This is a genomic window from Actinomadura latina NBRC 106108, assembly GCF_001552195.1.
In the GTDB taxonomy this organism is placed as follows: Bacteria; Actinomycetota; Actinomycetes; order Streptosporangiales; family Streptosporangiaceae; genus Spirillospora; species Spirillospora latina.
Map to the genome: position 1 here is coordinate 50349 of NZ_BCQS01000008.1, position 13157 is coordinate 63505.

Below are 13157 nucleotides of genomic sequence, written 5' to 3' on the forward strand. Positions count from 1 at the left end.
GAAGGAAGAACCCCCATGTTCAAGCGGCTCATCGTCGCCGTCGCGAGCGCCTCGCTGGCGCTGACGGCCCTCAGCGCCTGCGGCGACTCCGGTGGCAGCGGCAGCGGCTCCGGATCCGGCAAGCTCGTCCTCGGCTTCTCGCAGGTCGGCGCGGAATCGGGCTGGCGGACCGCCAACACCAAGGACATCCAGGAGTCCGCGAAGACCGCGGGCGTCGACCTGAAGTTCTCCGACGCCCAGCAGAAGCAGGAGAACCAGATCGCCGCGATCCGGTCCTTCATCAAGCAGAAGGTGGACGTCATCGCCTTCTCTCCCGTGGTCGTGACCGGCTGGGACGCCGTCCTCAAGGAGGCCAAGGCCGCGGACATCCCGGTCGTCCTCACCGACCGCGCCGTCGACTCCGACTCGTCCCTCTACGTCACCTTCCTCGGCTCGGACTTCGTGACCGAGGGCAAGAAGGCCGGCGACTGGCTCGTCAACGAGTACAAGGACGCCAAGGAGCCCGTCAACATCATCCAGCTTGAGGGCACGGTCGGCGCCGCGCCCGCGATCGACCGGAAGAAGGGCTTCGAGCAGGCCATCGCCGCCAACCCCAACCTCAAGGTGATCGCCTCGCAGTCCGGCGACTTCACCCGCGCGAAGGGCAAGGAGGTCATGCAGGCGCTGCTCAAGGCCCACAAGGACGTCGACGTGCTGTTCGCCCACAACGACGACATGGGGCTGGGCGCCATGCAGGCGATCCAGGAGGCCGGCCTCACCCCCGGCAAGGACATCAAGATCGTGACCGTCGACGCCGTCCACGACGGCATGCAGGCGCTGGCGGACGGCAAGTTCAACTACATCGTGGAGTGCAACCCGCTGCTGGGCGGCCAGCTGATGGACACCGCGAAGAAGGTCAAGGCCGGCCAGGACGTCCCGAAGCGCATCGTCACCGTGGAGACGGCCTTCGACCAGGCCAAGGCCAAGGAGGCCCTGCCCAGCCGCAAGTACTGACCCACCGGGTTCCGCCGGGGCCGCGGCCGCCCGCGCGGCCCCGGCGGGCACGAGCACGAAAGCGGAGGAGGCGGCGATGACCGTTCCCGTCCTGGAGATGGACGGCATCTCCAAGGGGTTCCCGGGGGTCCAGGCCCTCGACGACGTGGCGTTCCGGCTGTTCCCCGGCGAGGTGCACGCCCTGATGGGCGAGAACGGCGCCGGCAAGTCCACCCTGATCAAGGTCCTGACCGGTGTCTACGAGGCCGACGCCGGGACCGTCGTGATCGACGGCCGCGGCACCGTCATCCACGGCCCGCTGCACGCCCAGCGGCTCGGCATCAGCACCGTCTACCAGGAGGTCAACCTCTGCGCGAACCTGTCGGTCGCCGAGAACATCTTCATCGGCCGGCAGCCGCGCCGGCTCGGCCGGATCGACTGGGCCGCGATCAACCGCCGGGCGGCCGAGCTGCTGGCCCGCCTCGATCTCGACCTCGACGTCACCGCGCAGCTCGGCTCGTACTCGCTGGCCGTCCAGCAGCTCGTCGCGATCGTCCGGGCGGTGGACCTGAACGCGAAGGTGCTGATCCTGGACGAGCCGACGTCCAGCCTCGACCGCGGCGAGGTCGGCCGGCTGTTCGACGTCATGCGCCGCCTCAAGGACGACGGCGTGGCCATCCTGTTCGTCTCGCACTTCCTGGAGCAGATCTACGAGGTCTGCGACCGGGTGACGGTGCTGCGCAACGGCCGCCTCGTGGGCGAGTACCCGATCGGCGGGCTGAGCCGGTTCGAGCTGGTCGCGAAGATGACCGGGCAGGAGCTGGCCTCCCTGGAGGAGCTCGAGGAGGCCTCGCTCGACGTCCCCGAGGGGGAGCGGCTGCTCGCGCTCGAAGGCGTCGGGCGGACCGGCGCGATCGACCCCGTCGACCTGGACCTGCGCTCGGGCGAGGTCGTCGGGTTCGCGGGCCTCCTCGGCTCGGGCCGCTCCGAACTCGCCCGGCTGATCTTCGGCGCGGACCACGCCGACTCCGGCCGCATCCGGACGGACGCCGGCCCCGTCTCGATCAGGACGCCGCGCGCCGCGATCGACCGGGGCGTCGCGTTCTGCCCCGAGGACCGCAAGGGCGACGGCCTCGTCATGGACCTGACCGTCGAGGAGAACATCGTCCTCGCGCTGCAGGCCGCCCGCGGCTGGCTCCGCCCGCTGACCCAGCGGAGGCGGGACGAACTCGTCGACGAGTACATCAAGGCGCTGCGCATCCAGCCGCCGAACCCGGACACACCGGTCAAGAACCTGTCGGGCGGCAACCAGCAGAAGGTGCTGCTCGCCCGCTGGCTCATCACCCGTCCGAAACTGCTCATCCTGGACGAGCCGACGCGCGGCATCGACATCGGCGCCAAGACCGAGATCCAGAAGCTCGTGGTCTCGCTGGCCCGCGACGGCATGGGCGTGGTGTTCATCTCCGCCGAGCTCGAGGAGGTGCTGCGCATCTCCCACAAGGTCGAGGTGCTGCGCGACCGCCGGCTCGTCGCCGAACTCCGCAACGACGGGTCCCTGACACCCGAACGCATCCTGCAGACCATCGCGAACGGAGACGCGGAGAAATGAACCGCGCCGCAGTCCTCTCCCGGCTCACCGCGTTCACCAAGAGCACGCTGTTCTGGCCGGTGACCGTGCTGGTCGTCATGCTGCTCGGCAACGTGATCTTCACGCACGGCTTCCTGGCGATCCACATCCGGCAGGGCCACCTCTACGGCAGCCTCATCGACATCCTGCTGTTCGGCGCGCCGCTCATCCTGGTCGCCCTCGGAATGACGATGGTCATCGCCACCGGCGGCATCGACCTGTCCGTCGGGGCGACCGTCGCCATCTCCGGCGCGCTGGCCTGCTACCTGATCAGCAGGGGGCAGGGGCTGGTCGTCTCGATCGGCGTCGCCGTCGCCGCGTCGCTCCTGCTGGGGCTCTGGAACGGGCTGCTGGTCACGCGGCTCGGCATCCAGCCGATCATCGCCACGCTCATCCTCATGGTGGCGGGGCGCGGCGTCGCGCAGCTCATCACCGGCGGGCAGATCATCACCATCCACAACACGGACTACAAGCTGATCGGCGGCGGCTACTGGCTCGGACTGCCGTTCGCGATCATCCTGGTGGCGATCGCGCTCGCGGTCACCGTCGTGCTGACCCGCCGGACCGCGCTCGGCATGCTGCTGGAGTCGGTCGGCGGCAACGCGGAGGCGTCCCGGCTGGTCGGCATCCGGTCCGCCGGGCTGATCGTCCTGGCGTACGTCTTCTGCGGGCTGTGCGCCGGGATCGCCGGGCTGATGATCAGCTCCAACACGCTGTCGGCGGACGGCAACCACGCGGGCCTCTGGATCGAGCTGGACGCGATCCTCGCCGTCGTCCTCGGCGGCACCGCCCTCACCGGCGGGCGGTTCTCCCTCGCCGGGACGGTCGTGGGCGCCCTCATCATCCAGACGCTCGACACCACCATCTACACCGCGGGCATCCCGCCGCGCACCACGCTCGTCTTCGAGGCGGTCGTCGTGACGATCGTCTGCCTGCTCCAGTCGCCCGCCTTCCGCGCCAAGGTCGTCCGGCGCCGCCGCAGGAGGACCGCGGAACCTGCGCCCACCACTCCGAGGCAGGAGGTCACGGCATGAGCGCCGTCCTTTCCAACGCGATCGCCCGCGGCCGCCCGCTCGCGCCGCGCCGCCGGCACGTGCCCGTCCTGGTGACGCTCGGCCTGTTCCTGGCCGCCTTCGCCGCCGGGGCGATCCGCTACCCCAACTTCGGCACGACCCAGGTCTTCCTGGACCTGTTCATCGACAACGGCTTCCTCATCGTCGTCGCGGTCGGCATGACGTTCGTCATCCTGACCGGCGGCATCGACCTCTCCGTCGGCTCCGTCGTCGCGCTGTCGGGGATGCTGTGCGCGATCGGCACCATGAAACTGCACCTGCCGGCTCCGGTCGTCATCCTCCTGGTGCTGGCCGTCGGGACGCTGTTCGGCGCCGCCATGGGCTACATGATCCACGTGTTCGAGGTGCAGCCGTTCATCGCGACGCTCGCCGGGATGTTCCTGGCCCGCGGCCTGTGCCTGACGCTCAGCGAGAACCAGATCTCGATCGACAACTCCTTCTTCGACGCCCTCGCCCTGAACTCCCTCCACCTGCCGGGCGGCGCGCACCTCTCCTACGGGGCCGTCACGGCGCTGGTGGTGTTCGTCATCGCCGCCTTCGTCCTGCAGTGGACGCGCACCGGGCGGAACGTCTACGCCGTCGGCGGCAACGAGCAGTCCGCGCTGCTCATGGGCCTGCCCGCCGGCCGCACCAAGATCCAGGTCTACGCGATCAGCGGCTTCTGCTCCGCGCTCGGCGGCGTCCTGTTCGCGCTCTACACGCTGTCGGGCGACCCCACGCACGCCATCGGCATGGAACTCGACGCCATCGCCGCCGTCGTCATCGGCGGGACCGTCCTCACGGGCGGCTCCGGCTACCTCATCGGCAGCGTCCTAGGCGTCCTCGTGCTCGGCGTCATCAAGACCATCCTCAGCTTCGAGGGCACCCTGAGCTCCTGGTGGACGCGCATCGCCATCGGCGTCCTCCTGTTCGGCTTCATCGCCCTCCAGCGCCTCATAGCCGCCCGCCGCCGCACCCGCGCGTCCACCTAGCGCACGACCGAGCCCCCACATCGTTGACCTGCGGCGTGTGTGTTTTCGACGCCGCCGTCTCCGACGTGCTCACTGTCCTGTTCGACGCCTCCACCTGAGAGGACGCCGTGGCGGGTCCGCGGGTCGACGACGCGGCCGCGCTCGTTCGGCACGGTGCCGGTCGCGTCGTCGAACGGCAGGTCCGGGACGGGCAGGCCCCGGTAGCCGATCGCGGACAGCACCAGCCCGGCGTCCACGGTCTCCGTGTGGCCGGTCGGCTCGCCGCCGGCGCCGTCCGCGGTGAGCGCGTTGCGTCCGAACTCGACGCCCTCGGCGTGCTCCCGCCCGATGATCCGCAGCGGCGACAACAGGTACCGCAGCCTGATCCGGCGCGGCGCGGCCGGATCGGGGACGAGACCGCGCAGCACGTCGAGCTTGGGGCTGGAGGCGTCGGCGGAGTCGTTCGGATCAGCTGAAGTCGAGTGCACCCCGGGCCCGCTTCATCTCGGCGAACGACTCCGTCCCGGCGAGGGTCCGGACGCCCTCGAACAGCCGGACGGCCCGCTCACCTCTCGGGATGGCGCTCAGCACGGGCCCGAAGAACGTCGACCCGTCCAGGGTGATGAGGGGCGTGCCGCCCTCCTCGCCCATGGCGTCCTGCGCGGTCTGGTGCCTGGCGCGCAGAGCCGTGTCGAACTCGTCGCTGGAGGCGGCCTCGGCCAGCGACGCGGGCAACCCCAGCTCGTCGAGGGCCTCGGCGATGACCGCGTCGCAGTCCTTGTTGCCCTGCGTGTGGATGCGCGTTCCGAGCGCGGTGTACAGGTTGCGCAGGACGGCGGTGCCGTGGCCGACCTCCGCGGCGGTGACCACGCGGGCCGGGCCCCAGGCCCGGTCGTTGAACTCGCGGTACCAGGGCTCGATCTCGCGGTGCTCGTTGAGCACCGACAGGCTCATGATCCGGAAACTCAGGTCGATCGGCCGCAGCCGCTCGACTTCGAGCAGCCACCGGGAGGTGATCCAGGCGAAGGGGCAACTGGCGTCGAAGTAGCACACGACCTGCACGGCGGGCGGCGAAGCAAGATTATCTTCCATGGAAGCTAATATAACTTCCATGGAAGATACAATCAACGCCATGCACCCCGACGCCACCGAAGCCCCTGACGCCACCGACGCGATCGTCGCCCAGTGGAACCGCGAGCGCCCCGACCTGGACACGCGGCCGATGCAGGTCATCGGCCGGCTCTTCCGCCTCACCGACGAGGTCGACCAGCGCCTCCGCCCGCTCTTCGCCGCTGCGGACCTGGGCAACGGCGACTTCGACGTCCTCGCGGCACTGCGCCGCTGCGGCGCGCCCTACACCCTGTCCGCGGGAGAGCTGAGCCGGACCGTCCTGGTCACCACGGGCGCGATCACCAAGCGCGTCGACCGGCTCGAAGCCCGCGGCCTGGTCGCCAGGACCGTCGCTGAGAACGACTCGCGCGGCCGCCTCATCACCCTCACCGCCGAAGGCATCGCCCTGACCGACGAGTTGATGGCCGCCCACCTGGACAACCAACGCCGCCTGCTCTCCGGCCTCAGCGCACAAGAACAAGAGCAACTGGCGGCCCTCCTTCACCGACTCTCGGCGACGCTCACGCCCTGACCGCTCCCGGGCAGCGTCCGGCCCCGAGGCCGGCAAGGGGCGCCAGAGTCTCCGAAAGCGGGGGCTCAGGCTGAGCAGCGGGCCGGCGCCACGGCCCGTCGACCTCGGGAAGGCCGGCTCATGGAGCCGTGCACCATTGGACAGCACAATCCAGAGCCTGCTGAACTGGGCGTGCACGATGGCGAGGCGAAGGGAATCGAGATGGAGATGCGCGTGCTCGGGCGGACCGGCCGGCGAGTCGGGGTCGTGGGGCTCGGCGCCTGGCAGCTCGGAGCCGACTGGGGCGAGGTCGAGGAGGACCAGGCCCTGCGGGTCCTGTCCGCTGCGGCCGACGCGGGCGTGACGTTCATCGACACGGCCGACGTCTACGGCGACGGACGCAGCGAGCAGCTCATCGGCAGGTTCCTCAAGGCGGGGGGCGCGGGCATCACCGTCGCCACCAAGATGGGACGCAGGGTGCCGCAGCGTCCGGAGAACTACACGCTGGACGCCTTCCGCGAGTGGACCGACCGCTCCAGAAAGAACCTCGGCGTGGACCGGCTGGACCTCGTCCAGCTGCACTGCCCGCCCACGCCCGTCTACTCCACCGACGCCGTCTTCGACGCCCTCGACACATTGGTCGAGGAGGGCCGCATCGCGGCGTACGGGGTCAGTGTGGAGACCCGCGCCGAGGCCTTGACGGCTATCGCGCGCCCCGAGGTCGCCACCGTCCAGATCATCCTGAACATGTTCCGCCTCGGCCCGCTGCAGGAGGTCCTGCCGGCGACCGGCCTGGAAGCCGTTCAACGCCTGGCGCCGCTGGTGCCCACCGGATCCACCATGGCCCAGTTCGCCCTCCGCTGGATCATCGACCAGCCCGGCGTGAGCGTGGTGATCCCCGGCGCCCGCACCCCCGACCAGGCTCGGACCAACGCGACCGCGGCCACCCGGCCGCCCCTGACGAGCGAAGCGCTAGAGGCGATCACCGAGGTCTACGACGACCTCATCGCCCCCCAGGTGGCCGACCGCTGGTAACTGGTAAACGCGCCGCTCCGTCTCGTGAAGGTGTCCTTGCAGAGGATCGAGTCGACCTCCACTGCGCCCTTGTGATTCCTCGTGAGCTCGGTCGAATCACCCGGGCTCGCCCCGAGCGAGGCGAGCTCGGTGCGCAGGCTTTTTATGACGATCCAGGGGCGGCCGTCGGCACTGGTCACGCGGTCGTGCACGGTGACTATCCCGGGATGCCTGAGCCCGGCCGCGGCACCCGCGCGTCCACCTAACGAAGCGGCTGCTGCTCGCCGCACCGGAAGCGGTGGCCCGCCGCGCCGGGATGGGCGGGCGGGCACGCCCCGGCTAAGATTCGGCGGCAAGGACACCGGGCGTCCGCGGATCCCAGCGAAGGTGGCACCGTGACAGAGAGCGCGCCGCTGCGGGGACGGCGCCGCGAGGTGGCGGAGCTGGCCGCGCTGGTCGCCCGCGCCCGCGCGGGCCGCAGCGGCGCGCTGATCGTCTCCGGCGAGGCCGGCGTCGGCAAGACCGCGCTCCTGGACGACATGGCGGCGCGCGCCGCGGCCGGCGTCCGGGTCGAGCGCATCGTCGCGTTCGAGTCCGAGATGGAGCTGGCCTACGCGGGCCTCCACCAGCTGTGCGGGCACCTGATGGGCGCGGCCGGGAACCTGTCCGTCCCGCAGCGCGAGGCGATCGAGGCCGCGTTCGGCCTGCGCGAGGCGTCCGCGCCCAGCCCGTTCCTCGTCGGGCTGGCGCTGCTCGGGCTGCTCACCGAGGCCGCCGGCGACCGGGCGCTGCTCTGCGTCGTCGACGACGCGCAGTGGCTGGACGAGGCGTCGGCGCGCGCCGTCGCGTTCGCCGCCCGGCGCCTCGACATCGAGGGGGTCGCCATCGTGCTCGGCATGCGCACGGTCGGCGAGGTGTTCGCCGGGCTGCCCCGGCTGGACGTCGAGGGCCTGGGCGACCATGATGCGCGCGAGCTGCTGCGCCTCTCGGCCCCCGGCGGCCTGGACCGGCGGGTGCGCGACCAGCTGATCGCGGAGGCGCGCGGCAACCCGCTCGCGCTCCGGGAGCTGCCCCGTGCGCTGAGCCCCGCCGAGATCGCCGGCGGGTTCACCCTCACCGGTTCGGCGCCGCTGGAGAGCCGCATCGAGCAGAGCCTGATCGCGCAGCTGGAGCCGCTGCCCGCGCCGGCGCGCCTCCTGCTGCTGCTGGCCGCCGCGGAGCCGACCGGCGATCCCGGGCTGCTGTGGCGGGCGAGCGCCGCCCTCGGACTGGGCCCGGCGGACTTCGACGCCGCCGAGGCCGCCGACGCGCTCGTCGTCGGCACCCGCGTCGGCTTCCGCCATCCGCTCGTCCGGTCGGCGGTCTACCGGGCGGCGCCGCCGGAGGACCGGCGGCGCGTCCACGCCGCGCTCGCGGACGCCACCGCCGCCGACCACGACCCGGACCGGCGGGCCTGGCATCGGGCCGGCGCGACGCTGCTCCCGGACGAGGACGTCGCCGCCGACCTCGAACGGTCCGCCGCGCGCGCCCGGACCCGGGGCGGCGCGGCGGCCGCCGGGGCGTTCCTGGAGCGGGCCGCGGAGCTGACGCCCGACCCGGTCCGGCGCGTCCAGCGGCTGATCGCGGCCAGTGAGGCCAAGCACGACGCAGGCGCGCCCGCGGCGGCTCTGCGGCTGCTCGACACCGTCCGCGACCATCCCCTCACCACGCTGCAGGAGGCGCTCGTCGGCCGGCTGCGCGCCCGCGCCGGATACGCGCTGCGGCGCGACGCCGCCGGGCCGCGGCGCCTGCTCGCCGCCGCGCAGCGCCTCGAAGCACTCGACCCGGTGCTCGCCCGCGACACCTACATCGAGGCGCTGTCGGCCGCGGTCTACGGCGGCCGGCTCGGTGACGCCGAGCAGGTCGCCGCCGTCTCGAAGGCGATCCTGGACGCGACCGCCGCCGGGGAGTCCGACCGTGCGCGGGACCTGATCCTGCGCGGCCAGGCGCTGCTCGCCGCGCACGGGCAGGAGGCCGCGATCGAGACCCTGCGCCGGGCGCAGCGCGCGTTCCTCGACCAGGCCCCGGACGCGCTCGAAGTGCACTGGATGTGGTTCGCCTCCCGCGCCGCGCAGGACCTCTGGGACGCCCGCGCGCTCCGTGCGCTCGCCGACCGGCAGGTCGAGCTGGCCCGCGCCGAGGGCCTCGTGACGGTGCTGCCGATCGCGCTGAGCCTGCAGATGCTCGCGCAGACCGTCGACGGCGACCTGGACGCCGCCGAGGCGTCCTGCGACGAGATCGACGCCATCAAGGACGTCACCGGCCACCCGCTGCCGCAGTACGGGCGGCTCTTCCTCGCGGCGTACCGGGGGCGGGCGGAGGAGACGGAGCGCTGGGCGGCGCGGATCCGCGCCGACGCCCGGACGCGCGGCGAGGGCTACGGACTCAGCGCGGTGAACTTCGCGGAGGCCATCCTCTACAACGGCCTGGGGCGCTTCGCCGAGTCGCTGGCGTCCGGCCGCCGGGAACTGCCCTACACGCACGAGCTGAACCACGCGATGCGCACCCTGCTCGAACTCGTGGAGGCGGCCGTCCACACCGGCGACCACGCCCTCGCCGAGCAGGCGTTCGAGCGGCTGGCCGGCGTCACCCGGCCGGTGGGGACGAACTGGGCGCTCGCCGTGCTGGCCATGGCGGAGGGGCAGCTGCGCGCCGGCGACGAGGCCGAGCCCCTGTACCTGGAGGCCATCCAGCGCTTCGCGGACGAGCGCATCCCGATCATGGTCGGGCGCTGCAACCTGCTGTACGGGGAGGCGCTGCGCCGCGCACGCCGGCCCGCCGACGCGCGCGAGCGGCTCCGGACCGCGCACGAGGTGCTGTCGCGCTGCGGGCTGAACGGCTTCGCCGAGCGCGCCGCACGCGAGCTGAGCGCGGCCGGGGAGGCCCCGCGCGTCCGCGCGCCCGGAACGGCGGCGGCGCTCACCGACCAGGAGCTCAACGTGGCGCGCCTCGCGCGCGAAGGGCTCACGAACCGGGACATCGGCGCGCGCCTGTTCATCAGCGCCCGCACCGCCGAGTATCACCTGCGCAAGGTCTTCATGAAGCTCGGCATCAAGGGACGCGCCGAGCTGAGGACCGCGCTCGCCGACCTGGACCCCAGCAGCGGACCCTGAGTCACCCCCGAAGCGCGGCGTGACCTCCCGTCACCGGCTCAGTGACGCGCCTACTGCGCATCAGCGCGACGAGGGCGCCGACCGAGGTGTCGCCGCTGAACATCCCCGGTCCGTGGCGGCCCCGGAGCCTGCGGATTGAATCGTCCACCACCGAGTGCTTCACCTACGGAACCACGCCGCCGCCCAGGCGGCTCGGGTGCCGGTGGCCGGTCGCCCGGCCCTGGGGGACACCCCGGGACCGGGCGTACGTTTCGGGGGCGTCAGGTGCTGATGAAGGCGGGGCAGTGGATGCGCCGAGTCGGGCCCCACTGGCGGGCCTGGCTTCCGGTCGTGAGCGTGGCGGACGCCTTGTAGGTGTAGGTGGTGCCGGCGGGGCAGTGGTACTTCAGCGTCGCCACGCAGTTGCCGGCCTTGCGCTTGCAGGTGGCGCGCGGCTTGAGGCTCTGGTAGCCGTACCAGCGGCTCCGCCACAGCGTCGCGATCCCGTCGGGCGGGAATTCGGCGCACTTGCCCGCCCACACCTTCACCGTGATCGTGCGCCCCTTCCGGTACGGCTTGCCGACCACGTACTTGCACGGCTTCGCCGGAAACGCCGCCGCCACCCCGGCCGCCGACGCCCCGGCCGCCGACGCCCCGGCCGCCGACGCCCCGGCCGCCGACGGGGCCGCCTGCGCCGGAGCGGCCAGCCCGAGAGCACCCGCGATCATGAACGTTCCCGCCAGCGCCGCCGCCGGCACCCTGCGTCGTACTGAGCCCATCGAGACCTCCAGTCACTTGAGATGGGCCAAATCCCAGCACACCGGAGACCGTTCGAGGCCCCCTCCGGCCGTTCGGGACAGTCCCGAACGGCCCAGGGACGGCGGCCGGACCGGATCGCCTACCGCGCCGAGCCGGAACACAGCGCCCGGCTCGTTTCGCAGCCCCGCACGACCGCCCCCGGCCACCGGCTGCCCCAGCCCGGATCGTTTGCGTGGTGGGTGCGGGCCGTCAGCCGAGTCCGAGGGTGAGGATGGGAAGACCGGTGCGCTGGGTGGATCCGCCGGCCGGTTCGATGGCGAGGCTTCCCGCACCTGCTGCCGGGAGGTGAGGAAGGCCGGGCGCCTGAGTGAACCGTGGCACCTTGCATCGACGTGCGCGGACGACCCGGCCGAACACGCGGCCGGGCCTTCCCCCTGCCCGTGGAACGTCGGCACGAACGATGCGACCGCCGGCACCGACGCCAGCGGTACTCCCGGACCGTGACGTCGATCTCCCGTCACGGTCCGGGAGTACCGCTGGAGTTCGATCACCTGGCGAGCCCAGCGGCCAGGTCCGCCCGGGCCGAGCGACGGACGGGGACCGCGTGACCACGCCGGTGTGCCAGCCACATGAACACGGCGGTGGCCACCACGCCGAACACCACGGCGTACACACTGCCCTCCGGTCCGAAGTCGCCGCCCGTGACCAGCGCGGGACCCGACATCGTCGCGTCCAGAAGGCCCTCCGGGGTGTTGCTGCCGGACACCTCGGTGCTGAAGATGGCGCTCGCGGCAACATTCCAGCCGAAGTGCAGACCGATCGGCACCCACAGCTTGCGGGTGGCGATGTACGCGGCGGTCAGCATCCCGCCTGCCTCGATGGCGATGGCGATGGCGCCCCACAGGGTGGCGTTCGCGTTGAGCAGGTGGATCAGGCCGAACAGCGAGCCGGTCAGCACGAGCGCGATCCAGGTTCCGGTCCAGTGCTCGACGTTCCGGAACAGGACACCGCGGAAGACCAGCTCCTCGGTCACGGCGGCACCCGCCATGATGCCGAGCAGGGCGACGGCGTTCGCCGGCGTGCCCAGGCCGTTGATCGTGTAGTCGCCGAAGAGGGCGATGTTCGCGATGACCGCCCCGAACAGCGCGATGCCGAGCAGCGTGCCCCAGCCGATCGCCGCGCCTGCTCCCTTCAGCGACACCTCGACAGGGGCCCGGTGCTCGGTGCGCCGCACCACCCAGCCGTAGACCAAGACCGCGACGACGGCCGTCAGCAGGCCGGCGGCGAGCGCCAGCCAGGGGTCGTCCTTCACCGCCGCCGTGCCGAAACTGCCGAGGATCCAGACCGCCACAACCGCCAAGAGCTGCCATATCAGACGCACGATGACTCCTTCGTAGAATCCGCGGCGGGAGCGCCCCGGCTACTAGCAGGGGTGCGCTCAGCCGGGGAGATCAACGCCGAGGGCGACGTCAAAAGTCCCCGCGCCGTTGCGGGAGGCGTTGGATCCGGGGTGCGGAGTTGAAGCGTCGCACGGAACGTGTCATCGACTCATTGCGGACGGCGACGGCCCCGCACTCGCGACTTCGTCAACTCCCTCAACGAACGCACCACACGCATCGGCGCGGACCTGGAGGCAAGGCAAGCCGTGCTACGCGAACTGACGGTCGACTTCGACCTGCTACCTGACCGGCCCCGCGGCGCCTGTTGGACGTGTTCGCCGTCCAGATGCGTCATGACAAGCAGGGCAACAAGGTCGACGTCCAGGTCACGATGACGCCCGAAACAGCGGATACGCGACTACGGGCAGCAAATGTCGCAATCATGGGGGACGGCGGCGGGCCGGATGGTGATCTTGCGGCCATGCGCGTGGTACCCCCTACCGGATTCGAACCGGCGCTACCGCCTTGAAAGGGCGGCGTCCTAGGCCGCTAGACGAAGGGGGCCCGGGTGGTGGCGGACGTGGTCGCCACTCGACCTCGTCAGTGTAGAGGACGTGGCGGGGCGGCGCGC

The 13157-nt window shown here is 71.8% G+C and carries 11 protein-coding genes and 1 tRNA gene; 7 read left to right on the forward strand and 5 right to left on the reverse strand.

The annotated features are described in order from the left end of the window. The first annotated feature begins 15 nt into the window (after positions 1 to 15). The 4 genes from AL2_RS13925 to yjfF all read left to right on the forward strand — a co-directional run bounded on the left by AL2_RS13925 (position 16) and on the right by yjfF (position 4643). Positions 16 to 993: an ABC transporter substrate-binding protein gene (locus AL2_RS13925; protein WP_067633882.1), complete on the forward strand. Its 978-nt coding sequence runs from the start codon at positions 16 to 18 to the stop codon at positions 991 to 993. Positions 994 to 1069: 76 nt separating this feature from the next. After that, positions 1070 to 2581 (forward strand): sugar ABC transporter ATP-binding protein, encoded by a 1512-nt coding sequence (locus AL2_RS13930; RefSeq protein ID WP_067633884.1) that lies wholly within the window; start codon positions 1070 to 1072, stop codon positions 2579 to 2581. After that, positions 2578 to 3633, forward strand: a complete 1056-nt coding sequence (locus tag AL2_RS13935; RefSeq protein WP_067633886.1) for an ABC transporter permease — start codon at positions 2578 to 2580, stop codon at positions 3631 to 3633. The genes AL2_RS13930 and AL2_RS13935 overlap by 4 nt, the downstream gene beginning before the upstream one ends. After that, a complete protein-coding gene (gene yjfF, locus AL2_RS13940) occupies positions 3630 to 4643 on the forward strand; it encodes a galactofuranose ABC transporter, permease protein YjfF (protein WP_067633887.1) in 1014 nt (337 codons plus the stop codon). The genes AL2_RS13935 and yjfF overlap by 4 nt, the downstream gene beginning before the upstream one ends. On the opposite strand, the gene AL2_RS13945 is transcribed toward yjfF, so the two are convergent. Both AL2_RS13945 and AL2_RS13950 read right to left on the reverse strand, forming a co-directional pair. Then, positions 4640 to 5110 (reverse strand): hypothetical protein, encoded by a 471-nt coding sequence (locus AL2_RS13945; protein WP_157438146.1) that lies wholly within the window; start codon positions 5108 to 5110, stop codon positions 4640 to 4642. The genes yjfF and AL2_RS13945 overlap by 4 nt on opposite strands. Then, positions 5091 to 5714, reverse strand: coding sequence for a mycothiol-dependent nitroreductase Rv2466c family protein (locus AL2_RS13950; protein ID WP_067633891.1), 624 nt, complete (start codon positions 5712 to 5714; stop codon positions 5091 to 5093). Before AL2_RS13950 ends, AL2_RS13945 begins: the two co-directional genes overlap by 20 nt. Positions 5715 to 5733: 19 nt before the next feature. On the opposite strand from AL2_RS13950, the gene AL2_RS13955 reads away from it, so the two are divergent. The 3 genes from AL2_RS13955 (at position 5734) to AL2_RS13965 (ending at position 10409) form a co-directional block, all read left to right on the forward strand. After that, the gene (locus tag AL2_RS13955; RefSeq protein ID WP_245666649.1) at positions 5734 to 6264 is read left to right on the forward strand and encodes a MarR family winged helix-turn-helix transcriptional regulator; all 531 of its coding nucleotides are present in this window, start codon (positions 5734 to 5736) and stop codon (positions 6262 to 6264) included. A 201-nt stretch (positions 6265 to 6465) separates the two neighbouring features. Next, a complete protein-coding gene (locus AL2_RS13960; protein WP_067633895.1) occupies positions 6466 to 7278 on the forward strand; it encodes an aldo/keto reductase in 813 nt (270 codons plus the stop codon). A gap of 374 nt (positions 7279 to 7652) precedes the next feature. Next, the gene (locus AL2_RS13965) at positions 7653 to 10409 is read left to right on the forward strand and encodes an AAA family ATPase (RefSeq protein WP_245666651.1); all 2757 of its coding nucleotides are present in this window, start codon (positions 7653 to 7655) and stop codon (positions 10407 to 10409) included. 260 nt (positions 10410 to 10669) lie between these two features. Here AL2_RS13965 and AL2_RS13970 read toward each other — a convergent pair whose 3' ends face one another. The 3 genes from AL2_RS13970 to AL2_RS13980 form a co-directional block, all read right to left on the reverse strand. Then, entirely contained in the window at positions 10670 to 11167 is a 498-nt protein-coding gene (locus tag AL2_RS13970; protein WP_157438147.1) for a hypothetical protein, read from the reverse strand. A 527-nt stretch (positions 11168 to 11694) separates the two neighbouring features. After that, positions 11695 to 12528 carry a CPBP family intramembrane glutamic endopeptidase gene (locus tag AL2_RS13975; RefSeq protein WP_067633900.1) on the reverse strand — a complete coding sequence of 278 codons (834 nt, stop codon included), beginning with the start codon at positions 12526 to 12528 and terminating at the stop codon, positions 11695 to 11697. A gap of 486 nt (positions 12529 to 13014) precedes the next feature. Next, positions 13015 to 13090, reverse strand: a tRNA-Glu gene (locus AL2_RS13980). Positions 13091 to 13157: the final 67 nt, after the last annotated feature.

Coding starts and splice junctions, on each gene's coding strand:
- AL2_RS13925 (WP_067633882.1), top strand. CDS start 16: ATGTTCAAGCGGCTCATCGTCGCCGTCGCGAGCGCCTCGCTGGCGCTG.
- AL2_RS13970 (WP_157438147.1), bottom strand. CDS start 11,167: ATGGGCTCAGTACGACGCAGGGTGCCGGCGGCGGCGCTGGCGGGAACG.
- AL2_RS13960 (WP_067633895.1), top strand. CDS start 6,466: ATGGAGATGCGCGTGCTCGGGCGGACCGGCCGGCGAGTCGGGGTCGTG.
- yjfF (WP_067633887.1), top strand. CDS start 3,630: ATGAGCGCCGTCCTTTCCAACGCGATCGCCCGCGGCCGCCCGCTCGCG.
- AL2_RS13935 (WP_067633886.1), top strand. CDS start 2,578: ATGAACCGCGCCGCAGTCCTCTCCCGGCTCACCGCGTTCACCAAGAGC.
- AL2_RS13930 (WP_067633884.1), top strand. CDS start 1,070: ATGACCGTTCCCGTCCTGGAGATGGACGGCATCTCCAAGGGGTTCCCG.
- AL2_RS13955 (WP_245666649.1), top strand. CDS start 5,734: ATGGAAGATACAATCAACGCCATGCACCCCGACGCCACCGAAGCCCCT.
- AL2_RS13950 (WP_067633891.1), bottom strand. CDS start 5,714: ATGGAAGATAATCTTGCTTCGCCGCCCGCCGTGCAGGTCGTGTGCTAC.